The organism is Pseudoroseicyclus aestuarii (assembly GCF_003217255.1).
Classification (GTDB): Bacteria; Pseudomonadota; Alphaproteobacteria; order Rhodobacterales; family Rhodobacteraceae; genus Pseudoroseicyclus; species Pseudoroseicyclus aestuarii.
The window spans coordinates 64,888-88,570 of record NZ_QJTE01000003.1; the positions used below are offsets into that span (position 1 = coordinate 64,888).

23 protein-coding genes are annotated in these 23,683 nt (G+C 69.6%); 6 read left to right on the plus strand and 17 right to left on the minus strand.

Annotation, left to right across the window (positions count from 1 at the left end):
* Nucleotides 1-5: 5 nt before the first annotated feature.
* The 3 genes from DFP88_RS09570 to DFP88_RS09580 are packed head-to-tail and all read right to left on the minus strand — an operon-like array spanning nucleotide 6 to nucleotide 2,326.
* Nucleotides 6-551, minus strand: coding sequence for a hypothetical protein (locus DFP88_RS09570; RefSeq protein ID WP_110814276.1), 546 nt, complete (start codon nucleotides 549-551; stop codon nucleotides 6-8).
* A gap of 3 nt (nucleotides 552-554) precedes the next feature.
* Entirely contained in the window at nucleotides 555-1,115 is a 561-nt protein-coding gene (gene rsmD, locus DFP88_RS09575) for a 16S rRNA (guanine(966)-N(2))-methyltransferase RsmD (RefSeq protein ID WP_110814277.1), read from the minus strand.
* Nucleotides 1,112-2,326 (minus strand): NAD(P)/FAD-dependent oxidoreductase, encoded by a 1,215-nt coding sequence (locus DFP88_RS09580; RefSeq protein WP_110814278.1) that lies wholly within the window; start codon nucleotides 2,324-2,326, stop codon nucleotides 1,112-1,114. Before DFP88_RS09580 ends, rsmD begins: the two co-directional genes overlap by 4 nt.
* Before the next feature lie 69 nt (nucleotides 2,327-2,395).
* On the opposite strand from DFP88_RS09580, the gene DFP88_RS09585 reads away from it, so the two are divergent.
* A complete protein-coding gene (locus tag DFP88_RS09585) occupies nucleotides 2,396-2,896 on the plus strand; it encodes a peroxiredoxin (RefSeq protein ID WP_110814770.1) in 501 nt (166 codons plus the stop codon).
* 80 nt (nucleotides 2,897-2,976) lie between these two features.
* Here DFP88_RS09585 and DFP88_RS09590 read toward each other — a convergent pair whose 3' ends face one another.
* The 7 genes from DFP88_RS09590 to DFP88_RS09620 all read right to left on the minus strand — a co-directional run bounded on the left by DFP88_RS09590 (nucleotide 2,977) and on the right by DFP88_RS09620 (nucleotide 12,040).
* Nucleotides 2,977-3,894: a mechanosensitive ion channel family protein gene (locus DFP88_RS09590; protein WP_110814279.1), complete on the minus strand. Its 918-nt coding sequence runs from the start codon at nucleotides 3,892-3,894 to the stop codon at nucleotides 2,977-2,979.
* Between the two features lie 152 nt (nucleotides 3,895-4,046).
* Nucleotides 4,047-5,234: a GNAT family N-acetyltransferase gene (locus DFP88_RS09595; protein ID WP_110814280.1), complete on the minus strand. Its 1,188-nt coding sequence runs from the start codon at nucleotides 5,232-5,234 to the stop codon at nucleotides 4,047-4,049.
* A 41-nt stretch (nucleotides 5,235-5,275) separates the two neighbouring features.
* Nucleotides 5,276-6,031 carry a glycerophosphodiester phosphodiesterase family protein gene (locus DFP88_RS09600; protein WP_110814281.1) on the minus strand — a complete coding sequence of 252 codons (756 nt, stop codon included), beginning with the start codon at nucleotides 6,029-6,031 and terminating at the stop codon, nucleotides 5,276-5,278.
* Entirely contained in the window at nucleotides 6,031-6,495 is a 465-nt protein-coding gene (locus DFP88_RS09605; protein ID WP_110814282.1) for a RidA family protein, read from the minus strand. Before DFP88_RS09605 ends, DFP88_RS09600 begins: the two co-directional genes overlap by 1 nt.
* A 77-nt stretch (nucleotides 6,496-6,572) precedes the next feature.
* Nucleotides 6,573-8,012: an HlyD family type I secretion periplasmic adaptor subunit gene (locus DFP88_RS09610; RefSeq protein WP_110814283.1), complete on the minus strand. Its 1,440-nt coding sequence runs from the start codon at nucleotides 8,010-8,012 to the stop codon at nucleotides 6,573-6,575.
* Complete coding sequence (locus DFP88_RS09615) at nucleotides 8,009-9,739, minus strand: type I secretion system permease/ATPase (RefSeq protein WP_110814284.1); 1,731 nt, start codon at nucleotides 9,737-9,739, stop codon at nucleotides 8,009-8,011. The genes DFP88_RS09610 and DFP88_RS09615 overlap by 4 nt, the downstream gene beginning before the upstream one ends.
* Nucleotides 9,740-9,850: 111 nt before the next feature.
* Nucleotides 9,851-12,040: a transglycosylase domain-containing protein gene (locus DFP88_RS09620; protein WP_110814285.1), complete on the minus strand. Its 2,190-nt coding sequence runs from the start codon at nucleotides 12,038-12,040 to the stop codon at nucleotides 9,851-9,853.
* A gap of 290 nt (nucleotides 12,041-12,330) precedes the next feature.
* On the opposite strand from DFP88_RS09620, the gene DFP88_RS09625 reads away from it, so the two are divergent.
* Both DFP88_RS09625 and amt read left to right on the plus strand, forming a co-directional pair.
* Nucleotides 12,331-12,669, plus strand: a complete 339-nt coding sequence (locus DFP88_RS09625; RefSeq protein WP_110814286.1) for a P-II family nitrogen regulator — start codon at nucleotides 12,331-12,333, stop codon at nucleotides 12,667-12,669.
* A 36-nt stretch (nucleotides 12,670-12,705) separates the two neighbouring features.
* A complete protein-coding gene (gene amt, locus DFP88_RS09630; protein ID WP_245904765.1) occupies nucleotides 12,706-14,190 on the plus strand; it encodes an ammonium transporter in 1,485 nt (494 codons plus the stop codon).
* A 169-nt stretch (nucleotides 14,191-14,359) separates the two neighbouring features.
* Here the strand turns inward: amt and DFP88_RS09635 are convergent, their stop codons facing one another.
* The 6 genes from DFP88_RS09635 to smpB form a co-directional block, all read right to left on the minus strand.
* Nucleotides 14,360-15,520, minus strand: coding sequence for a DUF3618 domain-containing protein (locus DFP88_RS09635; RefSeq protein WP_110814287.1), 1,161 nt, complete (start codon nucleotides 15,518-15,520; stop codon nucleotides 14,360-14,362).
* The gene (locus DFP88_RS09640; protein ID WP_110814288.1) at nucleotides 15,517-15,921 is read right to left on the minus strand and encodes a phage holin family protein; all 405 of its coding nucleotides are present in this window, start codon (nucleotides 15,919-15,921) and stop codon (nucleotides 15,517-15,519) included. The genes DFP88_RS09635 and DFP88_RS09640 overlap by 4 nt, the downstream gene beginning before the upstream one ends.
* A gap of 3 nt (nucleotides 15,922-15,924) precedes the next feature.
* On the minus strand, nucleotides 15,925-16,578 hold the full coding sequence (locus tag DFP88_RS17035; protein WP_181418611.1) for a hypothetical protein: 654 nt from the start codon (nucleotides 16,576-16,578) through the stop codon (nucleotides 15,925-15,927).
* A gap of 192 nt (nucleotides 16,579-16,770) precedes the next feature.
* Nucleotides 16,771-17,955, minus strand: a complete 1,185-nt coding sequence (locus DFP88_RS09650; protein ID WP_110814289.1) for an amino acid aminotransferase — start codon at nucleotides 17,953-17,955, stop codon at nucleotides 16,771-16,773.
* Complete coding sequence (sseA, locus tag DFP88_RS09655) at nucleotides 17,956-18,849, minus strand: 3-mercaptopyruvate sulfurtransferase (RefSeq protein ID WP_110814290.1); 894 nt, start codon at nucleotides 18,847-18,849, stop codon at nucleotides 17,956-17,958. It abuts the gene before it with no gap.
* A 74-nt stretch (nucleotides 18,850-18,923) separates the two neighbouring features.
* The gene (smpB, locus tag DFP88_RS09660; protein WP_110814291.1) at nucleotides 18,924-19,400 is read right to left on the minus strand and encodes an SsrA-binding protein SmpB; all 477 of its coding nucleotides are present in this window, start codon (nucleotides 19,398-19,400) and stop codon (nucleotides 18,924-18,926) included.
* A 640-nt stretch (nucleotides 19,401-20,040) separates the two neighbouring features.
* On the opposite strand from smpB, the gene DFP88_RS09665 reads away from it, so the two are divergent.
* A complete protein-coding gene (locus tag DFP88_RS09665) occupies nucleotides 20,041-20,754 on the plus strand; it encodes a sugar transferase (RefSeq protein ID WP_110814292.1) in 714 nt (237 codons plus the stop codon).
* A gap of 72 nt (nucleotides 20,755-20,826) precedes the next feature.
* On the opposite strand, the gene DFP88_RS09670 is transcribed toward DFP88_RS09665, so the two are convergent.
* Nucleotides 20,827-21,750 carry an NAD-dependent epimerase/dehydratase family protein gene (locus DFP88_RS09670; protein ID WP_110814293.1) on the minus strand — a complete coding sequence of 308 codons (924 nt, stop codon included), beginning with the start codon at nucleotides 21,748-21,750 and terminating at the stop codon, nucleotides 20,827-20,829.
* A gap of 190 nt (nucleotides 21,751-21,940) precedes the next feature.
* Between DFP88_RS09670 and DFP88_RS09675 the strand changes: the two genes are divergently transcribed.
* Nucleotides 21,941-22,906: an ABC transporter ATP-binding protein gene (locus DFP88_RS09675; RefSeq protein WP_110814294.1), complete on the plus strand. Its 966-nt coding sequence runs from the start codon at nucleotides 21,941-21,943 to the stop codon at nucleotides 22,904-22,906.
* A complete protein-coding gene (locus DFP88_RS09680) occupies nucleotides 22,903-23,664 on the plus strand; it encodes an ABC transporter permease (RefSeq protein WP_110814295.1) in 762 nt (253 codons plus the stop codon). The genes DFP88_RS09675 and DFP88_RS09680 overlap by 4 nt, the downstream gene beginning before the upstream one ends.
* Nucleotides 23,665-23,683 lie beyond the last annotated feature (19 nt).

The window sequence follows — 23,683 nt, forward strand, 5'->3', positions numbered from 1 at the left end:
CGGATCTACGAGGCCGCGCGCCATCGGGCGATCCGCTCCCTCAGAGCCTCCGGCGTCACGCCATCCTCGAGCCCCGCGTGGGGCAGGGGTATCGTCTCGAGCGGAGAGAGGAGGGCGAGGGTGTGGCCCGGCATCTCGACCACATCCGTGATCAGCCGCCAGGGGATCAGCCGGCCCTCGCGGTTTATCCCCTCGGGGCCGATGGTGATCGTCTCCTCGACCTGGCGATAGGGAGCCTCCTTGATCCGCGACGCCAGCTGTGCCGCCTGCAGGCGCAGGACGCCGATGCCGCCGGCCTGCGCGACAAGGGCGAGGGCGATGGCCGACAGCACCGGCAGGCTCAGCAGGTCCATCCCGAAAAGGCCGATCCAGAGCGCGCCGCCCAGGAGAAAGATCGCCATCGTGACCAGCGGTGCGAGCGCCTGCGCCCCGCGCGGCTGCGCCCGCCGCATCAGCCTTGCCCGCGCGGCGCCATGCGGGAAATCGGCGAGGCGCAGCCCTGTGCGGATCGGCTGATCCTCGGGCCGTTCGATCTCGGGCGATAGGGTCATGCCTCAGCCCTCTGCCCGCAGCACCGTCAGAACGGTATCGCCGTAGCGCCGCGTGTCGAGCAGGGTCAGGCCGCCCGGCGGGGTCACCACCTCCGCCTCCTCGCAGAGGATAAGAGCGCCCAGCGCGATCCAGCCGCCGGCTTGCGCCGCGGCCAGTGCCGATGGGCCCAGCCCTGCGCCGTAGGGCGGATCGAGGAAGATCAGCTCTGCCGGGGCCGGGGCCGGGGGCAGGCGCCGGATATCGACCGAGAGGCAGGCGCTCTGGTCTTGCCGGCCGGTCTTGGCGATGTTCTCGCGCAGGAGCTTCTGCGCCGGGCGCCCGCTGTCGATGAAGACAGCGCTTGCCGCGCCGCGCGACAGCGCCTCGAGGCCCAGCGCGCCGGTCCCGGCAAAGAGGTCAAGCACCCGAGCCCCGGTTACCGGATCGCCATAGCGCCCGCCCAGCAGCATGTTGAAGATGGATTCGCGCACCCGGTCGGTGGTGGGGCGCAGATGCGCGCCCGGATCGCCCTTGCCGACCGAGGCCAGCGTCAGCCCGCGGTTCTCTCCGCCGATGATCCTCATGTGCTCAGCAGCGCCTTGAGGTCGACCGAAGGATCGCAGGCGGTCCCGGGCCGCGGCGAGATGCTGGCCTCGATCAGCCGCTTGCCGACCATGTAGGCGCGGCTGTCGTTCAGCGCATCGACGGCGATCAGCCGCTCTCCCCTGTAGTACCAGTGGCTCTGCTGCCGCGCGCTGGGGCCGGGGCGGACATGCACCGCCGTCCAGCCGTGGTTCAGCCCCGCGATCTGCAGCTTGACGTCGTATTGATCCGACCAGAACCAGGGCTTCGGCTTGTACTCCACCCCCCGGCCGAGGATGTTCAGCGCCGCATGCTCGGCCATGGCGATGGCGCCGCCGACACTCTCGAGCCGGATGCGGTCGGCGTAGAAGGGATGCGAGGCGCAGTCCCCGGCGGCCCAGATCGCCTCGTCGCTGGTGCGGCAATGGATGTCGCAACGGATGCCGTTCTCCAGCGCGAGGCCCGCAGTCTCGGCCAGATGCGTCCCGGGATCGATGCCGATGCCGACGACGGCGAAATCCGCCTCGAGCCGGGTGCCGTCGGCCAGTTCGGCCCCCGTCACGCGGGTCTCACCGGTCAGGCGGGCAAGGCCCGTGCCCTCGCGGATATCGACGCCATGGGCGCGGTGCAGGGCGCGGAAGTAATCCGCCGTCACCGGCGCCGCGACGCGGCCCAGGATACGCTCCCCCGCCTCGATCAGCGTGACCTGCAGCCCCTTGCGCGCGCAGACCGCTGCCGCCTCGAGGCCGATGTAGCCGCCGCCGATCACCAGCACCCGTGCGCCGGGGGTCAGCCGCGGCGCCAGCGCATCGGCATCCGCCAGATCGCGCATAGCCAGAACCCCCTCGAGCCCGCCGCCCATCGCCTCCGGCAGCCGCCGCGGCGCCCCGCCGGTGGTCAGCGCGAGCCTGTCGTAGCCGATCCGGCTGCCGTCCTGCAGCAGCACCTCGCGCGCGCCCGCATCGATGGCCTCGGCGCGCTGGCCGAGGTGCAGGTCGATGCCAGCCTCGGCGTAGTAGCGCTCGGGCCGCAGGTAGAGCCGCTCTTCCTCCATCTCGCCCAGCAGGTAGGCCTTGGAGAGGGGCGGACGCTGGTAGGGCGGAACAGCTTCGGCGCCGATCAGGGTGATGCGCCCGGCGAAGCCTTCGCCGCGCAGCTTCGCCACGAGGGCTGCGCCGGCCTGTCCTGCCCCGACGACGACGACATGTTCCATTGAAGGCCCTTCTTTCGGCTGCGCGGCAGGATACTATCCCGGCAGGATCACGCAATGCACGAGGGCGACATGACACTTCAACCCGGCGACCGGCTTCCCGAGGTTCCGCTGATGCGGCTGGGCCAGGATGGGCCCGAGACGGTCTCGCTGGCGGCGCTGATCTCGGCGCGCAAGGTCGTCCTCTTCGGCCTGCCCGGCGCCTTCACCGGCACCTGCAGCACCGCCCATGTGCCCAGCTTCATCCGCAGCGCCCCCGCCCTGCGCGAGGCCGGGGTGGGCGAGATCATCTGCGTTTCCGTCAACGACCCCTTCGTTGTGGCCGCCTGGGCCGAGGCGACGGGCGCCGCGGCGGCGGGCCTGACGATGCTGGCCGATCCCTCGGGTGATTTCGCCCGCGCCATGGGGCGAGAGTTCACCGCCCCCGCCGCCGGCCTTTTCAACCGCTCGCAGCGCTATGCCCTGCTGGCCGAGGACGGCGTGGTGACCATCCTGAACGAGGGCGACAGCCCCGGCACCTGCGACATCTCAGGCGGCGAGAGCATGCTTGAGGCGATGGGCGCCGAGGCCTGAGGCCGGCGCCGCGCCACAGGCGCGGGCCGGGCGGCGGGGGCTCGATGCCCGCGCCGCCCGGCTCCCCCCTCAAGCCGGGGTCAGCTGTCGCTGCTGCGCCGCTCGGCGGCGCCCAGCGGGTGGCTGGCCGAAAGCGGCTGCGGCGCCGCGTCGCCCACCGGCTGGGCGAAGAGCGTGCGCGTGGGGAAGGGGATCTCGATCCCGGCCTTGTCCAGCGCCTCCTTCACCGCGCGGGTGCAGTCGGTCTGGAAGCCCCAGGCATCGTCGTTGGCGCACCAGACGCGCACCATGAAATCGACCGAGAAATCGTTGAGCGCGGTGACCTGGATGAAGGGCTCGGGCTGGGCCCGCGCCCGCGGGTCGGCCATGATCGTGTTCAGGATCGTGTCGCGCGCCAGCTGCAGGTCGCTGCCGTAGGCGACGCCGAACTCCCATTGCACGCGGCGGTCGGGATAGGCCGAGTAGCTGGTCATCACATTGCCCCAGACGTTCGAGTTCGGGACGATGATCTGGATGTTCTGCAGGCTCGCCAGCTCGGTGAAGTTCAGCGTGATGTTCTTCACGGTGCCCATCTGCCCGTCGACCACGACGAAATCGCCCATCTTGAAGGGGCGGAAGAGGATGATCATCACCCCCGCCGCGACGTTCGACAGCGTGCCCTGCAGCGCGAGGCCGACGGCAAGGCCGGCAGCACCGACCATCGCCACGATGGAGGTCGTCTGCACGCCGAAGGTGTTCAGCACGATCAGCAGCGCAAGGCCGATGATCACGTACCAGACGATGCCGCCCAGGAAGGTGAAAAGCGTCTTGTCGAGGCGGGCGTCCCGGTCGCTGATGCCCTGGATGCGGCGCTTGACCCAGCCGGCAAGGATGAAGCCGACCACCAGGATCAGGATCGCCGTCAGCACATTGCCGAGGATCGAAGCCAGGAATTGCAGGGTCAGAAGATCGCCAATCGTGGTGCCGTTCGCGATCTGCGTGTTCAGTATCTGGTCCATCTGGTCCTCGGCCGCCTCGTTAATCGCTCAAGCGAGCCGCGCTTGCCGTGCCCGGTGCCCGCCGCTCTACATGCGCCGCCCGGCTCTCCCGGACGACATCTCATGAAGTGGACCAATCCGGGACGGGGATCAACGCCCGGGCAGGCGCCGGATCAGTCCTGGTCGTCCATCTGCACCTTGCGGAAGGGGCCGTAGCTGGTCAGCACCTCGACCTCCTCGGTGACGGCGGCGCGCTCGGCCTCGACGAAGCGCTCGACCGCGTCGCGGAACTGCGGCTCGGCGATCCAGTGCAGCGAATGGGTCACGGTGGGCAGGTAGCCGCGCGCCAGCTTGTGCTCGCCCTGCGCGCCGGCCTCGACCCGGGTCAGCCCATGCGCCAGCGCCCAGTCGATGGCGCGGTAATAGCACAGCTCGAAATGCAGGAAGGGGACGTGGCGGGTCTGGCCCCAGTAGCGGCCATAGAGCGTGTCGCGCCCGATCAGGTTCAGCGCACCCGCGATCAGCGCGCCGTCCTCAGCCTCGGCGAGGATCATCAGCACGTCGTCCTTCAGCCGCTCGGCGGCGATGTCGAAGAAGGCCCGGCTGAGGTAGGGCGTCCCCCATTTGCGCCGCCCGGTGTCCTGGTAGAAGGCCCACATCGCGTCCCAGTGCCGCGGCTCCAAATCGTCGCCGGTCAGGCACAGGATGCGGCCACCGAAATCCGCCGCGCCCTCGCGCTCCTTGCGGATCGTCTTCCGCTTGCGCGAGGACAGCGCGGCGAGGAAGCCGTCGAAGTCGCCATAGCCTTCGTCGTGCCAGTGGTACTGCTGGCCGGCGCGGTGCAGCAGGCCCATCTCGGCGCCGGCCAGCGCCTCGGCCTCGGTGCAGAAGGTGGCGTGGAGCGAGCTGAGACCGTTGTTCGCGGTCAGCTGCACGGCGCCCTGCACCAGCGCGCCCATGCCCGCGACCTCGTGTCCCGGGCGGGTCAGGAAGCGCCGGCCAGTGACCGGGGTAAAGGGCACGGCGATCTGCAGCTTGGGGTAGTAGTCGCCGCCCGCGCTCTCGAAGGCATGGGCCCAGCTGTGATCGAAGACGTATTCGCCCTGGCTGTGGCCCTTGGCGTAAAGCGGCGCCACGCCGATCACCAGCCCGTCCTGCCGCGCCACGAGGTACTGCGGCTGCCAGCCGCTGCGGCGTCCGGTGCTGCCCGACTCCTCGATGGCGCTGAGGAAGCGGTGGGTGGTGAAGGGGTCGATGGGCCGTCCGCCATCAGCCGCCTCGGGGCAGGCGCAGGCGTCCCAGTCCTCGGGCGGTATCTCGGAGAGGCTGCCGTGAACGGCGATCTCGACGGTGTCGGTCATCGCCGCGAAGGTGGCCCCTTCGCGGCGACAGTCAAGCGCGCTTACGCCGCGTATCCCTCGAACGTGACATTGTCGGCGATGGTGCGGGCTTCCGCATCATCCGCCGCATCGCGCAGCGTCCAGCACAGGATCGCGGCGCCGGCCTCGCGCAGCGCGGCGATGCGCGGGCTGGCAAGGTCGCGCCACTCGTGGCTGACGAAGCTGCATCCGGCGGGCGCATAGCCCGAGATGGCGCGCAGCCCCTCCAGCCGGTCCTGCGGGATGCCCTGCCAGTAGTCGCCGGTATAGGCGCAGCTGGTGATGCCGCGCGGGGTGCCCGGCAGCAGCTGCGCCATGCGCAGGACAGAGTGCGGGTTGAAGGACATCACCGCGAGCGGGCCGTCGTAACCGGCCAGCACCTTGGCCGCCGCCTCTTCCAGCGGGCCGATATCGGGGCCGAGCGCGCCGTCCCGGTCCTTGATCTCGACCAGCAGCGGCACGCGCCCGGCCACCACCTCCAGCATCTGCGCGAGGGTCGGGATCCCCTCCTCGCCGCCCTTCAGCGTCAGGGCCTGCAGCGCCTCGGCGCTGCGGGCGCTGACCGGGCCGCTGGACGCGGTTATCCGGTCCAGCGTCTCGTCGTGAAAGACCATCGGCACCCCGTCAGAGGAGGGCTGCAGGTCGATCTCGATGCCGTATCCCCCGGCCACGGCGGCGCGCGCCGCGGCGAGGGAGTTTTCCGGCAGCCCCGGCCCGTGCAGCGCGCGATGCGCCACGGGGCGGGTCAGGAAGCCCTCGGGCAGGGCGGGCGCCTGCATCACTTGACCCGGAAGATGCCTTCGACCTCGACCGCGACGCCCAGCGGCAGCGCCGCCACGCCGACGGCAGAACGGGCGTGGCGCCCGGCATCGCCCAGCACCTCGACCAGCAGGTCGGAGCAGCCGTTGCCGACCTTGGGCTGGTCGGTGAATCCGGGGGCGGAGGCGACGAAGATCGTCAGCTTGACCACCTGCTCGAGGCGCGACCAGTCGCCGCCGAGGGCCGACTTCACCTGCGCCAGCAGGCTGAGGCCGCAAAGCCGCGCGGCAGCGGCGCCGCCTTCGACATCGAGGTCGTCGCCCAGCACACCGGTCACCAGCCCCTCGGGGCCGGCCGAGATCTGGCCCGAGACGTAGAGCGTGTCGCCGGCCTTCACGTGGGGCACGTAGTTCGCGGCGGGGGCGGTGGTTTCCGGCAGGCTCAGGCCCAGCTCGGCCAGTTTCGCGTCGATGTCCAGGGCCATGCTGCCCTCCTGTGTTTGGCGTTCGCGCGGAGGCTAACGGCAAAGGTCGGGGGGCGGAAGGGGCCGGCGCCCTGCCCTCAGGTCTCGCGGAAGGCCTTGGCGAAATAGTCGGTGAAGGGCTTGATCAGGTAGGCCAGCGGAGAGCGGCTGTCGGTCCGCAGGAAGGCCTCGACCGGCATGCCGGGGATCAGGGTGAAGCTCTCGGGCATCCGCTCGATCTGCCCCTCGTCGAGGGCGATCTCGGCGCGGTAGTAGCTGACGCGGCTGCCCTCTTCGGTGAAGGCATCGGCCGAGATCTGCGTCACATGGCCGAAAAGCTCGGGCGTGGTGCGCTGGTCGAAGGCGGAGAAGCGCAGGGAGACGACCTGATCGACCCGGATCTGGTCGATGTCGGTCGGCGCCACCTGCGCGGTGATCACCAACGGCCGGTCCTGCGGCACGATGTAGAGCACCGGCTCTGCTGGCGAGACGACGGATTGCGAGCCAAAGACCTGCAGGCCATAGACGGCGCCGGCGACGGGGGCGCGGATGTCCAGCCGCTCGATCTGGCTCATCAGGGTGCGGCGCCGCTCGCTCAGCTCGATCTCGTTGAACTGCAGGTCGCGCAGCATGCTGATCGCCTGTTCGCGCCGCTCGGATCCCAGGCGCAGGCGCTGGATCTCGATCTCGGTGATGCGGCTGCGGGCCTCCGCCGCCGAGGCGGTAAGCTCTCCGGCGGTGCCCGAGAGGTTCGCCGCCTCGCGCTGCAGGGCCGAGACGCGGGCCGCCTGCGCCAGCCCGCGGTCGAGCAGGCTTTGCTGGTCGCTGCGCTCGTCCTCCAGCAGGTCGAGCTGCGTCGCGATCGCCTGCTGCTGCGATTCGAAGCCCTCGATCTGGTTGCCGATCTGCTCGCTCTGGCGGGCCAGTTGCTCGCCCTGCTGGGCCTCGCTTTCCTGCCGCGCCTCGAAGAGCCGGCGCTGACCCTCCATCAACTCGGCCGCGACAGGGTTCTCGGTCTCCAGCAGAAGGGCCGGGAAGACGATCTCATCGGCATCGTCGCGCTCCGCCTCGAGGCGGCCGCGGCGGGCCAGCACCTCGAGGAGCTGGCCCTCGACGACGGCAAGCTCGCTGCGCAGCGCCTCTCCCTCGAGGCGGATCAGAAGGTCCCCGGCCGCGACGGTATCGCCCTCGGTCACGAGGACCTCCTCGACGACGCCGCCGTCGGGGTGCTGCACGACCTGACGGTTACGCTCCACCTCGATCCGGCCCGAGGCGATGACGGCGCCGGTGATCTCGGACAGGGCGGCCCAGCCGCCGAAGCCGCCGACCAGCAGCAAAAGGCCCAGAAGGCCTGCGGTCACCGGGCCCTTGGCGGACCAGCGGCGGCTCGTGTCCTCGGCCTCTCCGGTGGCCTGCTGCGAGGTCACGGTGGCGGGCGGGCGCGCGCTGCCGCGGCGGGCCGGGGTGCCGGCGCCGCCGCGTTTCGCCGGAAGGCCGGCGGGCTTGCGGTTCTGGCCGCGACCCTCGCGCGCGCTCATGTCACGCCCCCGGCGGCAGAGCCGCCCGCGATCTGTTCGTGATTGCGGACCATTTCGCGCAGCACCTCGTCCTTGGGGCCGAAGGCGCGGCGGGCGCCCTGTTCGAGCATCAGCAGAAGGTCACATTCCTGGATCGCAGAGGGGCGGTGCGCCATGATGATCACGCAGTTGCCCTCGGCCTTGAAGGACCGGATCGCCTGATTCAGCGCCTTGCTGCCGTCGTTGTCGAGGTTGGAGTTCGGCTCGTCCAGCACCAGCAGGACCGGCTTGCCGTAAAGGGCCCGCGCCAGCCCGACGCGCTGCACCTGCCCGCCCGACAGGCGCCCGCCTGCGGCGGTGACGCGGGTGTCGTAGCCGTCGGGCAGCTTGAGGATCATGTCATGCGCATCGGCGGCCTGCGCGGCACGCACGACCTCTTCGTCGTCGGGCTCGCTCGCCATGCGAGCGATGTTGTCGCGGATCGTGCCGTCGAAAAGCGCGACCTGCTGCGGCAGGTAGCCGATGTAGCTGCCCAGCACGTCCGGCTCGTACTGGTCGAGCGCGGCGCCATCGAGCCGCACCTTGCCGCCCGCGGGGCGCCACAGCCCCGTCAGCGCGCGGGCGAGCGTGGTCTTGCCGGCGCCCGAGGGGCCGATCACGCCCATCGCCTCGCCGGGCGAGAGCAGGAAGCTGACCAGCCGGAGCGAGGCCTGCTGCTGGCCGGGCGGCACGATGGTCAGCTGCTCGACGCTCAGCCTGGCGGCGGGGCGGGGCAGGGCGGTGCGCGCCTCTTCGGGGGGCTGCTCGCCCAGCAGGCGGGCGAGACGGCCCCAACCCTCGCGGGCGCGCTGGAACAGGGCCCATTGCCCGACGATCTGCTCGATCGGCGCAAGGGCGCGGCCCAGCAGGATCGAACCCGCGATCATCGCGCCGGCGGTCATCTGCCCTTCCAGCACCAGCAGCGCGCCGAGGCCCAGCATCCCCGACTGCAGCAGCAGGCGGAAGGCCTTGATGATCGAGGTGAAGGAGCCGGTGGTGTCGGTCGCGGCGATGGTGCTGTCGAGCGAGGCGCCGCGCGCCTGCTGCCAGCGGCTGAAGGCGGCGCCGCGCATCCCCAGCGCCTGCACCATGTCAGAGCCGATGCGGATCTGGCTGCCCAGCTGTTCGGAGGCGAAGCTGCTGCGGCTGGCCTGCTCAAGCGCGCCCTTCGACATCAACTGGTTGCCGATGGCCAGCGCCACAAGGATCGCCGCCCCGACGAGGCCGAGGATGCCGAGCGCGGGGTGGAACAGGAAGATGCCGAAGAAGAACAGCGGCGCGAAGGGCAGGTCGAAGGCCGACATCAGCGCCGGCGAGGACAGCAGCCGCTGCACCGTCTCGAGGTCGCGCTGCGCGGTGGCCGAGGATTCCGCCCCGCCGCCCGAGGAGGCGCGCAGCGCCGCCGAGAAGACCCGCCGGTCAAGCCGTGCCTGGAATCGGGCGGCGATGCGCGACATCACCCGGCCGCGGATCAGGTCCAGAAGGCCCATCATCGCGTAAAGGAACACGACCAGCACGGTCAGCGCGATCAGCGTCTCGACGCTGCGCGATCCCAGCACGCGGTCATAGACGTTCAGCATGTAGAAGGGGCCGGTCAGCATCAGCAGGTTCACGGCAAAGCTGAAGGCCGCCACACTCCAGTAGAGGTACCGGCTTTCCGCCCGGACGGCGCGCAGTTCCCTGGCGCCGATTGCTGCCGCGTCGCGCATGGCTGCGTGATCCTCCCGCAAGCTGCCCGGCCCGCCTTTGGCGGGCTTGCAGGGCCTTTTGTTACACATGCGCCCGCATGCTGAACAGGCCCTTAAGGACGGCGCCTGCCGTCAGTCGGCGGCGCCGTTCAGGATTTCGTCCAGGGTGCTCTGGATCAGTTGGTCGGTGGCGGGCAGCGGGCCGGTCTGGATGTCGCCCGAGGCGATCATCTCGCCCGAGCCGGCGCCGGGCGTGCGCATCGGCAGCGGGGTCACCTGCTGCCCCTCGAGCACGCGCACCATGGTCTCGTGCCAGATATCGGCGGGCAGGCCGCCGCCCGTGACGCCGGTCAGGGGCGTGTTGTCGTCGTAGCCCATCCAGACGCCGGCGACGTAATTGCCGGCAAAGCCCACGAACCAGGCGTCGCGCGCGCCGTTGGTGGTGCCGGTCTTGCCCGCCACCTCCCAGCCGTCGATCCGGGCGCGCGTGCCGGTGCCTTCGGCCACGACGCGCGACATCATCCAGATCAGTTCCTCGGCGGCCTCTTCGCGGATCACCCGCTCGCCCATGCCGCCGCCGGTGCCCATCAGCGGCTGCTCCTCGCCCTGCAGGCGCAGGTCCACGAGGCCGTAGGGCGTGACCGAGCTGCCGCCGTTCAGGATGCCGGCATAGGCGCCCGTCATCTCGAGCAGGGTCGAGGCCGAGGCGCCGAGGGCCAGCGCCGGGCCGGCGGCCAGATCGCTCTGGATGCCGAACTGCGAGGCGACGGTGCGCACGTTCTCGCGCCCGACATGCTCCGAGATGCGGATCGCCGGGATGTTCCGGCTTTCGGCAAGGGCCTGGGTCAGCGTGACCATGCCCTTGAACTCGTGGTCGTAGTTGTCGGGCGTGTAGGAGCCGGAGCCGGGGATGTTGATCGTCAGCGGGCTGTCGTCCACGAGGTCGAAGGGCCGCATCCCCAGATCGAGCGCGGCGGCATAGACGAAGGGCTTGAAGGCCGATCCGGTCTGCCGCAGCGCCTGCGTTGCGCGGTTGAACACGCCCGAGGCGCGCACGTTGCGCCCGCCGACCATGCCGCGCACCGCGCCATCCGCGCTCATCACCACGATGGCGGCCTGCGCCTCGGATCCTTCGGCGATTCGCGTCTCGAAGACATCGGTCAGCGCGTCCTCGGCGGCCTTCTGGATGCGCTGGTCCAGCGTGGTGCGGATGATCACGTCCTCGGTGGTGTCGCGGGTGAAGAACTCCGGCCCGCTGTCCATCACCCAGTCGGCGAAATAGCCGCCCGTGCGGGCCGAGGCCGCCTGGCTGAGCTGGGCGGGATTGGCGCGCGCCTCTTCCGCTTCGGCGGGGGTGAGGAAGTCCTGCGCCTCCATCAACCCGACGATGATGTTGGCGCGCCCCTGGCTGCGCGCGAGGTTGTTGGTCGGCGCATAGGTCGTCGGCGCCTTGAGAAGGCCGGCCAGCATCGCGCCCTCGGCGGGGCTGACGGCCTCGGCGCCATGGCCGAAGTACTGCTGCGCCGCCGCCTCGAAGCCGCGGGTGCCGCTGCCGAGGTAGGCGCGGTTGAGGTAGATCGTCAGGATCTCTTCCTTGGTGTAGCGCAGCTCCATCGCCATCGCGTAGACGGCCTCCTGCGCCTTGCGCCACAGGGTGGTGCGGCGGCAGTCGGCCTCGTAGGCGGTCTCGCTCTCCCACTCCGATTCGACGTAGGGCCGGCCCAGGCACAGCAGCTTGGCGGTCTGCTGCGTGATGGTGGAGCCGCCGTTGCCGGAGAGCGGGCTGCGCCCCTCGGAGACGTTGATCTTGATCGCGCTGGCGATGCCGATGGGATCGACGCCCGGGTGCATGTAGAAGCGCCGGTCCTCGGTGGCGACGACGGCGTTGCGCAGGTTGGGCGAGACCTCGGAGGCGCGGATCATCCCGCCGAACTGCTCTCCGCGCCAGGCGAAGGTCGCATCGTCGCGGTCCAGCAGCGTGACGGAGCCGCGGGCCCGGCCATCGACGAGGTCGGAGACGGGCGGAAGCTGCGCGGCATAATAGCCGACGCCGAGGCCGATGATGATCGCGCAGGCGAGGCCAAAGCGCCAGCCGATGCCCCAGACGACGCGGATCACCATCCGCAGCGTGCCGCCGATGAGGGCCGATAGCCATCCCAGCGGCCCGGTGGGCCGCTTGCGCTGCGGACGCCGGCGCGGGGCCTTGTCCCGCCGGGGCTTGCGGGGTGGCTTGCCCCCGCCCGAGCCGCCGGAGCCGCTCTCGCCGCCGGCATAACGGCGCTCTGCCACCAGGGTGGATTTCCTGCCTCGGTCTGAACTCATCGCGCTGCCCGTCCAAGCTGCGGCCGGTTGGCGCCGGCCTCTTTTGTCGCGACCATAGCGCAGCCGCCCCGGCTTGTAGAGCGCCCCGGCAAGCGAAGTTTCGCCTTCTCACGCTGCTTATGAATTAAGCGTGAACGCCTTTCTGTGCAAAAATTGTGCAATTGTCTGCGCTTTTGGCAGCTGTCGCCGGGGCAGAGGCTTGTTGTGCGGGAACGCCCTTGGCTTGCATCGGCAAGGACGGGGTGCGGCAGCGGCCATGCCTCTGGAACTGCGGCCACAAGGGGGACGACGTGAAACTCATCATCGCAACGATCAAGCCGTTCAAGCTCGAGGAGGTGCGCGAGGCGCTCACCTCCATCGGGGTGCGCGGCATGATGGTGACGGAGATCAAGGGCTTCGGCTCTCAGTCCGGTCACACCGAGATCTATCGCGGCGCCGAATACGCCGTGAACTTCGTGCCGAAGGTGAAGCTCGAGATCGTGGTGCCCGATGCCTTGGCCGAACAGGTCGTCAGCACCATCGGCACCACGGCAAAGACCGAGAAGATCGGCGACGGCAAGGTCTTCGTCCTCGATGTCGAAAGCGCCCTGCGGGTGCGTACCGGCGAAATCAACGACGACGCTCTGTAAGCGCGGGCGCAAGAGGGACACGAAACAGTGCAACGCATGAACCCATTCAAACTCCTGATCGCGGCGCTGATGCTGACGCTCGGGGTCAGCTTCGCCGTGACGGGAACCCCGCTCATGGCTCAGGACACCAGCGAGGCGGTCGAAGAGACCGTCGAAGACACCGGCGACGCGATTGAGGCCACCGGCGAAGCCGCAGCCGATGCCGCGGGCGACGCGGTGGAGGCCGTCGCCCCCGAGGAAAACCCCTCGGAGATCGGCACCGCCGCCTCGACCGACAGCGTCTTCATCTTCAACTCGCTGCTCTTCCTGATCGGCGGCTTCCTCGTGATGTGGATGGCCGCGGGCTTTGCCATGCTCGAGGCGGGCCTCGTGCGGTCGAAGAACGTCGCCATGCAGTGCATGAAGAACATCGCGCTCTTCAGCCTCGCGGCGATCTTCTACTACCTGATCGGCTACAACCTGATGTATCCGCTGGGGAACTGGTCGATCGGCGCGGACGAGACCGGCGGTTATCTCGGCGCCTTCGGCGTGGCGGTTCTTGAGGGCGTGGGCGTGGGCCGCGATGCGGCGGACGACTACGGCTATGCCTCCACCGGCTCGGACTTCTTCTTCCAGCTGATGTTCTGCGCGACCACCGCCTCGATCGTCTCGGGCACGCTGGCCGAGCGCATCAAGCTTTGGCCGTTCCTGATCTTCACCATCGTCCTGACGGCGCTGATCTACCCGATCCAGGCCAGCTGGAAATGGGGCGGTGGCTTCCTCGACACGCAGTTCGGCTTCCTCGACTTCGCCGGCTCGACGGTCGTGCACTCGGTCGGTGGCTGGGCGGCGCTTGCGGGGGCCATCATCCTGGGCCCGCGCATCGGCAAGTACCGCGACGGCCGGGTCATGCCCTTCGTCGGCTCGAACCTGACGCTGGCGACGCTCGGCACCTTCATCCTGTGGCTGGGCTGGTTCGGCTTTAACGGCGGCTCGCAGCTGGCGATGGGCACCGTGGGCGATGTCGCCGACGTCAGCCGCATCTTCGCCAACACCAACGCCGCTGCGGCGGGTGGTGCCATCGCGGCGCTGATCGTGTCGCAGATCATGTACGGCAAGCCCGACCTGACCATGGTGCTGAACGGTGCCCTCGCCGGCCTCGTCTCGATCACGGCCGAGCCGCTGTTCCCGACGCTGGGCGGCGCCACGCTGATCGGCATGATCGGCGGCGTGATCGTGGTCTTCGCGGTGCCGATGCTGGACAAGCTGAAGATCGACGACGTCGTCGGCGCCATCCCGGTGCACCTCTTCTGCGGCATCTGGGGCACGCTGGCCGTCTGCCTGTCGAACCCCGACGCGACGCTGTGGGGTCAGTTCATCTCCATCGTGATCGTCGGCGTCTTCGTCTTCGTGGTCTCGCTGATCGTCTGGGTCGTGCTGCGCGCGCTGATGGGCATCCGGGTCTCGGAAGAGGACGAAGTCATGGGCCTCGACATGGCCGACCTCGGCATGGAGGCCTATCCCGAGTTCGCCAAGGGCTGACAGGCCCCATACTGAAGTTGCGAAGGGCGCCTCCGGGCGCCCTTTTGCTTTGGCGATAGGCGCGGCAGCGGGATGCCGGGGGGGGCTGCAGGACGTCCCACAGCCGCCGGGCCACGCAAAAAGGGCGCCCCCGAAGGGACGCCCTTGATCGTGCAAGCGTAGAAGAAGATCAGGTGGCGCTGCCGCCGATGTCTTTCTTCTTGGCTTCGCTCTCGGCCGTCTTGGCGGTCTCGTTCACCGCCTCGCGGGCCTTGCCTTCGACGTCGGAGGCGGCGTCCTTGAGGTCGGCCTCCATCGTCTTGGCCAGATCATGCGCCTGATGCTTGGCCTCTTCGGCTGTGGCGCTGGCGACGTCGCCCAGCTTGGCGCGCTCTTCTTCCCAGATGCGGTAGGCCTCATCCATCAGCTCGTCGCTATAGGCGCCGAAGTAGGCGTCCTCGCGCTGGCTGCGGGGCAGCACGCTGCCGGCCGCGGCGCCGATGGCCATGGCGATGGCGCCGACGACCAGAGGCTGGTCGTTGTAGAAGCCCGAGGCCGTCTCGCGGCTGCGGCGGGCGTAGTACTCGGCCTTCACCTGCGCCTCGTAGGCCGAGGTGCGGGCGGCGATCACGCGCTTGCGGGCCTCTTCGCTCAGGTCATGCGTGCCCTCGTGCAGGCGGTCACGCAGCTGGCGGGCGCTGACGCGGGCGCTGTCGGCACGGCTGCGGGCCGAGCGGCTGGCGCGGGCGTAGTAGCCTTCGGCACCGTCGCGGGCCTCGGCATAACCGGCCTTGGCGCTGTCCGAGGCGCGGCCAGCGCGGTCGCGGACATCGTCGGCGGCATGACCGGCGCGGTCGCGCAGGCTACCTGCGGCGTTGCTGACACGGGCGCGGGTACGGGCCCAGATCGAGGCCTCGCCATCGTCGCCGACGTAGCTGGTGCGCATACCGGCGTTCGGGCCGGGGCGGCCTGCGGGGATCGGGTCGCGCGGCTCGTTCAGCTTGTTGGTGCCGTACTTGCGGTCGAGGTAGGGATCGCCGATCGGGCCGCGGGCGCCGTAGCCGCCCTCGTAGCCGGCAAGACGCTCGTCGTCCGAGGCGCGGGCATTGCTGATCGCGAGCCAGGCCAGACCGCCAGCCGCAAGACCGAAGGCCAGCGGGTTGCGCTGCACGACGCGTGTGACGGCCAGACCGATCTCGGTGCTGTTCTCGGTCACGCTGTCGGTGACGTTGCGCATCACGCCGTCCAGCGAGAAACGCTCCTGCAGGTCGTCGATGGTGCTGCGAAGCTGCGACCGCTCCGTGGCGATCTCGCGTTCGATCTCTTCGGGGGAACGGGTATCGTAGGTCATTTCAGTGCTCCTTTGACGACTCTGGCGTCGTCCTTGATGCTGTTCACGCTGCGCTGCGGGGTCTGGAAGGCGGACTTCAGGCGCCCGATGCCGACGCTGACCAGAATGGCCACCACGATCAGCAGGACGACACCGACGATCAGTGAGGCCCAGCCGGTGCTCAGCGTGAACCAGACGGCGATCGCGGCGACGAGCGCAGCGGCGAGAACGTTGAGGGCCACGAGCGACAGGACCACGCCGATCACCAGCATGGCGATGCCGGCTGCGGCGCGGGTGGCGCTGCGCTTGGCCTCGGCCTTGGCGAGGTCGATCTCACCGCGGACGAGGTGGCTGACGTGCGTCATCACGTCGCCCAGCAGGGAGGTCGTGCTCTTGTGAGGCTCTGTCGTTGTCTCGGCCATGGGTCAGTCCTTGACGGAGCTGGTGCGGCCCGTGCCGCCGGTGCTGGCCTGATCGAAGCCACCGGGCGCCTTGGTGCCGGTCCCACCGGGGGTCGCCGTGCCGGGCGTCGTCGCGGCAGGGCGCGCGGCGGGGCTGGCGGGCGAGGTCGGTGCACCGGGGGCCGCGCTGTCGAAATGCCGCTCGCTCGGGGCGGGGCGGTCGACGTCGTCGTGACGGTCGTAATCGGCTCGGCGCGCCGAGGATTTCACGAAACGCGCGGCAGCAAAGCCGAGCAGCGCCGCACCGCCGAGGAAGCCGATCGGGTTGCGACGGGCGAAATCGTTCACCTCGTGGGCGATCTCGTCCAGCTCCATCTCCCGCAGCGCTTCGGCGCCGTCGGCGATGCCGTCGGCGGCGCGGGCGATCAGCTTCTCCTGCGGAGAGCCGGCATGCAGGTCGTCAGCGGCCTTGCGCAGCGCTTCGGCGACCTTCGAGGTCTCGGAAGCCACGTCGTTCTTCGTGTCGCGGCCGTAGTCCCAGGCCTTCTGGCGCGCCTCGGAGGCCATCTCGCCGACACGCTCGCGTGCGGCATCGGCCATTTCGGCGGCACCGTGACGAGCATCATCAGCGGCTTGCTTGGCGCGCTGCTCCATCTTCTCTGTCGTGTCGTTGGCCATCTGGGCCTCCATCGTTGATCCGCTGAGCCGCTTGGGGGGCCAAGCTCCGGTCCTGCCGGGCGTGCCCCGGGGCGGGGACGACGGGCGAGGGGGCGAAGGCGCCAAGGCTCTCTTGACGGGCAAACGGCGGAAACCGGTAAAAGTTTCGCGACGCGGCGCGTCAGAGCGGGATGAGCGATGGAGTGGGGCGGGTCAGAGGCCGGTTTCAACGATCGCCCGGGCCAGAAGGGGGACCGCCGCCTCGCCCAGACCGGCGATGTTGATGCGGCCGTCGCCGGTCATGTAGATGCCGTGCTCCTCGCGCAGGCGGGCGACCTGGGCGGGCTCGGCCGGCAGGCGCGAGAACATGCCGCGATGGCGCAGCAGGAAGTCGAAGCGGTCCGAATTCGTCAGCCGCCGCAGCTCTGCCGCCAGCGCCTCGCGCAGGGCGAGGATGCGCAGGCGCATCCGCCCCAGCTCCTCTTCCCAGTCGGCGCGCAGCGCGGGATCGTCCAGCACCGTCTGCACCAGCCGCGCCCCGTGATCGGGCGGGAAGGAATAGGTGACGCGGTTCAGCGCGGTCAGCACCTTTCCCGTCCGCTCCGCCTCGGCAGGATCGCGGGCCACAGCCAGCAGCGCGCCGACCCGGTCGCGATAGAGGCCGAAGCTCTTCGATCCGCTGGCGGCGATCAGCACCTCGTCCAGCGTCGAGGCGAGCATGCGCACGGCGGAGGCATCCGCCTCGATCCCGTCGCCGAAGCCCTGGTAGGCCAGGTCGACCAGCGGGATCAGTTGCCGGGCGCGCAGCATCGCCGCGATCTCGTCCCATTCGGAGGGCATAGGATCGGCGCCCGTCGGGTTGTGGCAGCAGCCGTGCAGCAGCACCACGTCGCCCGGCGCGGCCTGCTGCAAATCCTCCATCAGCCCGGCCATGTCGACGGCGCCGGTGGCGGCGTCGAAGTAGCGGTAGGTGGCATGGGTCAGCCCCTGGTGCGCGATCAGCGACAGGTGGTTCGGCCATGTCGGATCGGGCAGCCAGAGCGTGCAGTCCGGCGCGGCGCTGCGGATCAGCGCGAAGGCCTGATGCAGCGCGCCGGTTCCGCCGGGCGCCGCGGCCGCGGCGGTGCGGTCCAGCGGCACGCTGTCGCCCAGCACCAGCCGCGAGATGGCCTGAAGGAAGGCCGGATCGCCGGCAAGGCCGGTATAGGCCTTGGTCGTCTCGCTGTCCTGCAGGCGCGCGCCGGCGGCCCGGACGGCACCCATGATCGGCGTGGCGCCGCTTTCGTCGCGGTAGACCCCGACGCCGAGGTCCAGCTTCTGCGCGCGCGGATCGGCGCGGTATTCTGCCATCAGGGCGATGATCTTGTCGCTGGCGGGCTCTTGCAGGCGGTCGAACATTCAGGCCTCTCCCCGGCTTTGCGTGGACGCGGGGCCGGTTTCGACCGGCAGGTCCGTGAAGGTGCCCCATTCAGACCAGGAGCCGTCGTAAAGCGCGTGGTCGGTCTTGCCGATCCTCTCGAGCGCCAGCGACAGGATTGCCGCCGTCACGCCCGAGCCGCAGCTGGTGATTACCGGGCGGTCCAGATCGACCCCTGCCGCCTCGAAGGCGCGCCGCAGCTCGGGCGCGGGCTTCATCGTGCCGTCGGGCTGCAGCACTTCGCGGAAGAAGAGGTTGCGGGCGCGCGGGATATGGCCGGAGCGGACGCCGGGCCGCGGCTCCGTCACCTCGCCGCGGAACCGCTCGGGCGGGCGGGCATCGACGATGACGCTGTCGCCCAGCTTGGCGGCGCGGGCGACATCGGTGACCTCGGCCAGCAGGGCCGGCTCGCGGCGGGCGATCAGGTGGCGCGGTGTGACGGAGGTCTGGGCATCGGTCACGGGCCGCCCCTCGGCGGTCCATTTCGGCAGGCCACCGTCGAGGACGGCGACGGCGCGGTGCCCCATGTGGCGCATCATCCACCAGACCCGCGCGGCCGAGAACAGGCCCATCCCGTCGTAGACCACCACCTGCATCCCGTCGCCAATCCCCAGCGCGCGCATGCGGCTGACGTATTTCTCGACCGGGGGCATCATGTGCGGCAGGTCGGAGCGGTGGTCCGAGACGTCGTCGATGTCGAAGAAGCGGGCGCCCGGGATATGGCTGGCGGCAAACTCCGCCCGCGCGTCGCGGCCCATGTCCGGCAGATACCAGGAGGCGTCGAGAATCCTAAGGCCCGGATCCTCGATCCTGTCCATCAGCCAGTGAGTCGATACGAGGGTCTGCGGATCGTCCAGCGTCTCCGAGCTCGCCATGCGGGGCCTTCCGGTAAGGGGCTAGTCGCGCTTGGGTATCCTTGGAGCGGGCGGGCCGCAAGCTGACGCACGGGTCAGCCGTGCTCCTTGAGAAGGCGCTGCTTCTGGCGGTTCCAGTCGCGCTTGGCCTCGGTCGCGCGCTTGTCGGCGACCTTCTTGCCCTTGGCGGTGGCGATCTTGATCTTCACCATCCCGCGGTCGTTGAAATAGAGCACCAGCGGCACGAGGGTCATCCCCTCACGCTGGGTGGCGTTCCACATCCGCGACAGCTGCCGCTTGCTGACCAGCAGCTTGCGGCGGCGCCGTTCCTCGTGGCCCCAGGTGCGCGCGGGCTCGTAGGGGGCGATATAGCTGTTGGTCAGCCACAGCTCCCCGTTCTCGACCGAGGCATAGCTCTCGGCGATGCCGGCCTGCCCCTCGCGCAGGGACTTCACCTCGGAGCCGGCAAGAACGATGCCGGCCTCGACGTCCTCCTCGATGGCATAGTCGAAGCGCGCGCGCCGGTTCTCGGCCACGACCTTGTAGTTGTCTGAGGTGCTGTCTTTCGCCATCGGCCCGATCTAAGCGCGGGCGGGCCTTCTGTCCAGCACGGGCGCGACGCTATGCGGCCGGGCGGGGATGCAGGCGCAGCAGGAGGGGGGCGCTCGATTCGCCGCTCTGGGCGGGGCTCAGGACGGGCAACCGTCCACCGATTGCCGCTGCGGGAAACAATCCGCCGGGAAAATCGCCTTTGAGCGGTGTTCCTCCTATGCCGCGGTGCAGCGACACACGGTTGCCTCATTCCGTCCAATTTCGCGCCAAAGGTGGCCTTATTCGGCCTGCCGCTCGCGCAGTATGACACCGTCCTGTCGTCCGGTTTTCGTCCTGCACAGAGGGGCAATGTAGCGAAATCCGATTAATAACAGACTAATAGGGCCGCCTTGTATGGGGCAGAGGGGGCCCTGGGCGACCACGGCACAAATCCGAAAAATGTTGAAACGATGTCATACTGGTGTGCGTTGCTGGGCGGTGAAGCGGCAAGGCGGGGGCACATCGTGACCACAAGATGGCGCTTCGCGAGTTGACCGGGCCGCGAAGCCGGCGCTAGTCAGCGACATGGGGCAGATCAAGGCGGTCTCGGGAACCGGGACTGCCGACTTTTAAGAGGGCTCGGGCCGCAGTGCGCGGCGCGTGAAGTTAAGGAACGTTTAGATGACTGCTCGAACCGACCGCCCGCTGGCCAATGCGGCTGTCTCCGACCTTCTGGCCTATTGCCAGGGGGGCGGTGAGATCCGGCCGCGCACCGAAGGCGACGCCTCCGATGCCTACAGTTCCGTGGGCAAGCGTATTCTGGACATCATTCTTGTCCTGATTGTGGCGGTGCCGGTCTTCGCGATCATGCTGGTGCTGCTGCCGATCCTGTCGACCGATGGGCATTCGCCCTTCTTCATCCAGAAGCGGGTGGGTCGGGGCGGCCGCCTGTTCCGCATGTACAAGCTGCGCACCATGGTCCCCCATGCCGAGGAAGTGCTCGAGGCGCATCTGGCCTCCGATCCCGAGGCACGGGCCGAATGGGACCATCACCAGAAGCTGCGCAACGATCCGCGGATCACGCGGCTGGGCCGCCTGCTGCGCCGCAGCTCGGTCGACGAGCTGCCGCAGTTCCTGAACGTGCTCCTGGGCGACATGTCCATCGTCGGCCCGCGGCCGATGATGCCCTCGCAGCGCTCGCTCTACCCCGGCGAGGCCTATTACGACCTGCGCCCCGGTGTGACCGGCCTGTGGCAGGTCTCCGATCGCAACGACAGCAGCTTCGCCGAGCGGGCGCTCTTCGATACCGCCTATGCCGAGGGCCTGTCGCTGCGGACCGATCTGGCCATCATGAGCCGGACCGTCGGCGTCGTCACCCGCGCCACCGGCCACTGATCCCCCAGTCACCCTCGTTCCTTCGGTCCAGCGGCGCCCCTCGGGGCGCCGTTGGCCGTTCAAGGGGGCCGCTCAGTCCCGCTGCGCCTGCGCCATCGCCGCCTCGAAACTGATCTGCGGCTGCCAGCCGAGCGCGTGCAGCCGGCTGTTGTCGTAGCGCAGCGGCATCAGCCGCGCCCGCAGCTCCGCCGGACGCAGGAGCTCGCCCTGTCCCCGCCGCAGCGGGCGCAGCGCCCGCGCGGCGGCGGGCGGAATGCGCCATGGCATCGGCAGCCGCCTCGGCGGCAGGGCCAGCGCCGCGAGGAACCGCGCCCGCGTCGGCAGATCGTCGTCGACGACGTGGATCACCTCGACCGCCGCCGCCATCGGCCGGGTGGCGGCCAAGACCAGCGCCTGCGCGACATGGCCGACCCAGGCCAGCGGCAGCTCCCCGTCGTGGCGCGGCCCCAGCAGCAGCCCGCGCGCGCCGATGCCGAGGTGATCGTTCCAGAGGTGACCGGGGCCGTAGATCGCGCCCGCCCGCAGGATTCGCAGCGGCACGCCGCCACGCTCCGCGGCCTGCCGGGCCTCGGCCTCCTGCGCCAGCCTTGCGCGGGTATGCGCGCTGCGCCTTTCGGGCCGGCTTTCGAGCGGCGCGGATTCGTCGATCACCCGGCCCGGCGCGAGGCCGGAGGCGAGCACCACCAGCGAGCCCAGCAGCACCAGTCGCGCCCCCTTTGCCGCGCCCGCGTCCAGCGCCGCCCGCAGCGGGCCAAGGCCTGCCTCGGGCCCGGGCGGGGCGGCATGGATCAGCGCATCGCATCCGGGCAAGGGCAGGGGTGTGGTGCCGCGCGCGACGAGGGTGATGCCGGGATCTCCGGCCCAGCCTTCGGGGGCCTGCGCCCCGATGCAGGCGAGCACCGCATGCCCCGCGGCGCGCGCCTCGGCCACGGTGCGGCGCCCGACGAAACCGTCGGCGCCGATGACGGCGATCCTGCCGGGCCCGGGCTTGTCCATCGTGCTCGGTCCTCCTCCCTGCGGGAAGGATACAGCGCGAAACGCCCGCTGTCGCGGCTGCACAGCAGCCCTGCGCGGCCGCATCACGTCTTGAATAGCCGCTGCTGCACCTCTAGGTGCCCCGAGGCACGCAGGCAGGCACCCCGAGCGGGCCCGAGAGGCCCTCCCGGCGCCCCAAAGGCAAGGCACCATGGCCCCTCAGACTTCTCCGATCGTTCAGGTGCAAGGCCTGACGAAGACATACAGCGGTGGCTTCACCGCCCTCGACAACCTCGATTTCGACGCCCGCGAGGGCGAGATCCTCGCGCTGCTCGGCCCGAACGGGGCCGGCAAGACGACCCTGATCTCGACCATCTGCGGCATCACGCGGCCCACCTCGGGCAGCGTGACCGTCGGTGGCTACGACATCCGGCGCGACTTCCGCCGCGCCCGCAGCATGATCGGCCTCGTGCCGCAGGAGCTGGTGGTCGAGCCCTTCACCAAGGTGAAGGACACCGTCGCCTTCAGCCGCGGCATGTTCGGCAAGGCGCCCGATCCCGCGCATGTCGAGAAGGTGCTCAAGCAGCTTTCGCTCTGGGACAAGCGCGACAACCAGGTGCGCGAGCTGTCGGGCGGCATGAAGCGCCGGGTGCTGATCGCCAAGGCGCTGGCACACGAGCCGCGGGTGCTGTTCCTCGACGAGCCGACCGCCGGCGTCGACGTGGAACTGCGCAAGGGCATGTGGGACGTGGTGCGCGAACTGCGCGAGCAGGGCGTGACCGTGATCCTGACCACGCACTACATCGAAGAGGCCGAGGAGATGGCCGACCGCATCTCGGTCATTTCGGCGGGGCGCATCCTGTTGACCGAGGACAAGGCCGCCCTGATGCGCCGCATGGGCCACAAAGAACTGCGGATCGAGCTGAGCGAGCCGATCGCCGCGCTGCCGCCCGCGCTCGAGGGACGCGGGATCGAGCTGTCCGAGGACGGCCACAGCCTGATCTACAGCTACGACAGCAGCGCCGAGCGGACGGGCATCACGCGCCTCCTGTCGGCGCTCGCCGAGGCCGGGCTGGTGATGAGCGATCTGTCGACGCATCAATCCAGCCTCGAGGAAATCTTCGTCAGCCTGGTGCATGGGCCGGATGACGACAACGAGAGGGAGGCGGCGCAATGAACCTGCAAGCGGTCCTGACCATCTACAAGGCCGAGATGCGGCGCTTCTTCCGCACCTACCAGCAGTCGCTGATCGCGCCCGTGATCTCGACCTCGCTCTACTTCGTGGTCTTCGGCACCGCCATCGGCGGGCGCATCGACCAGGTCGAGGGGGTGCCCTATGGCGCCTTCATCGTGCCGGGGCTGATCATGCTGTCGGTGATGACACAGTCGATCCAGAACGGATCGGTGGGCATCTACTTCCCCAAGTTCCAGGGCACGATCTACGAGATCCTCTCGGCCCCCGTGACCTTCATCGAAGTGGTCGCGGGCTACGTGGGGGCGGCGGCGACAAAGGCGCTGGCGATCGGGACGATCATCCTGATCACGGCGACCTTCTTCGTCGATTTCCAGATCCTGCACCCGATCTCGATGGTCGCCTTCCTTCTGATGACCTGTGTCTGCTTCGCGCTGCTGGGCTTCATCATCGGGATCTGGGCGCAGAACTTCGACCAGCTCAGCATGATCCCGGTGCTGGTGATCACGCCGCTCGTCTTCCTTGGCGGCAGCTTCTACTCGGCCAACATGCTGCCTCCTTTCTGGGAGGGGGTGACCCGGCTGAACCCGGTGTTCTACCTGATCTCGGGCTTCCGCTGGTCCTTCTTCGGCTATGCAGATGTGCCGGTGGGCGTGAGCCTGATCGCCATCGCGATCTTCACCGCGGTCTGCCTGAGCGTGATCTGGTGGATCTTCCGTAGCGGCTGGCGCTTGCGGGACTGATCCCGCAAGGGTGGCGGGG

What these genes read in the sequence shown, in the direction of transcription:
- DFP88_RS09570 (WP_110814276.1), bottom strand. Translation starts at nt 551, where the DNA reads ATGACCCTATCGCCCGAGATCGAACGGCCCGAGGATCAGCCGATCCGC.
- rsmD (WP_110814277.1), bottom strand. Translation starts at nt 1,115, where the DNA reads ATGAGGATCATCGGCGGAGAGAACCGCGGGCTGACGCTGGCCTCGGTC.
- DFP88_RS09580 (WP_110814278.1), bottom strand. Translation starts at nt 2,326, where the DNA reads ATGGAACATGTCGTCGTCGTCGGGGCAGGACAGGCCGGCGCAGCCCTC.
- DFP88_RS09585 (WP_110814770.1), top strand. Translation starts at nt 2,396, where the DNA reads ATGACACTTCAACCCGGCGACCGGCTTCCCGAGGTTCCGCTGATGCGG.
- DFP88_RS09590 (WP_110814279.1), bottom strand. Translation starts at nt 3,894, where the DNA reads ATGGACCAGATACTGAACACGCAGATCGCGAACGGCACCACGATTGGC.
- DFP88_RS09595 (WP_110814280.1), bottom strand. Translation starts at nt 5,234, where the DNA reads ATGACCGACACCGTCGAGATCGCCGTTCACGGCAGCCTCTCCGAGATA.
- DFP88_RS09600 (WP_110814281.1), bottom strand. Translation starts at nt 6,031, where the DNA reads ATGCAGGCGCCCGCCCTGCCCGAGGGCTTCCTGACCCGCCCCGTGGCG.
- DFP88_RS09605 (WP_110814282.1), bottom strand. Translation starts at nt 6,495, where the DNA reads ATGGCCCTGGACATCGACGCGAAACTGGCCGAGCTGGGCCTGAGCCTG.
- DFP88_RS09610 (WP_110814283.1), bottom strand. Translation starts at nt 8,012, where the DNA reads ATGAGCGCGCGCGAGGGTCGCGGCCAGAACCGCAAGCCCGCCGGCCTT.
- DFP88_RS09615 (WP_110814284.1), bottom strand. Translation starts at nt 9,739, where the DNA reads ATGCGCGACGCGGCAGCAATCGGCGCCAGGGAACTGCGCGCCGTCCGG.
- DFP88_RS09620 (WP_110814285.1), bottom strand. Translation starts at nt 12,040, where the DNA reads ATGAGTTCAGACCGAGGCAGGAAATCCACCCTGGTGGCAGAGCGCCGT.
- amt (WP_245904765.1), top strand. Translation starts at nt 12,706, where the DNA reads ATGAACCCATTCAAACTCCTGATCGCGGCGCTGATGCTGACGCTCGGG.
- DFP88_RS09635 (WP_110814287.1), bottom strand. Translation starts at nt 15,520, where the DNA reads ATGACCTACGATACCCGTTCCCCCGAAGAGATCGAACGCGAGATCGCC.
- DFP88_RS09640 (WP_110814288.1), bottom strand. Translation starts at nt 15,921, where the DNA reads ATGGCCGAGACAACGACAGAGCCTCACAAGAGCACGACCTCCCTGCTG.
- DFP88_RS17035 (WP_181418611.1), bottom strand. Translation starts at nt 16,578, where the DNA reads ATGGCCAACGACACGACAGAGAAGATGGAGCAGCGCGCCAAGCAAGCC.
- DFP88_RS09650 (WP_110814289.1), bottom strand. Translation starts at nt 17,955, where the DNA reads ATGTTCGACCGCCTGCAAGAGCCCGCCAGCGACAAGATCATCGCCCTG.
- sseA (WP_110814290.1), bottom strand. Translation starts at nt 18,849, where the DNA reads ATGGCGAGCTCGGAGACGCTGGACGATCCGCAGACCCTCGTATCGACT.
- smpB (WP_110814291.1), bottom strand. Translation starts at nt 19,400, where the DNA reads ATGGCGAAAGACAGCACCTCAGACAACTACAAGGTCGTGGCCGAGAAC.
- DFP88_RS09665 (WP_110814292.1), top strand. Translation starts at nt 20,041, where the DNA reads ATGACTGCTCGAACCGACCGCCCGCTGGCCAATGCGGCTGTCTCCGAC.
- DFP88_RS09670 (WP_110814293.1), bottom strand. Translation starts at nt 21,750, where the DNA reads ATGGACAAGCCCGGGCCCGGCAGGATCGCCGTCATCGGCGCCGACGGT.
- DFP88_RS09675 (WP_110814294.1), top strand. Translation starts at nt 21,941, where the DNA reads ATGGCCCCTCAGACTTCTCCGATCGTTCAGGTGCAAGGCCTGACGAAG.
- DFP88_RS09680 (WP_110814295.1), top strand. Translation starts at nt 22,903, where the DNA reads ATGAACCTGCAAGCGGTCCTGACCATCTACAAGGCCGAGATGCGGCGC.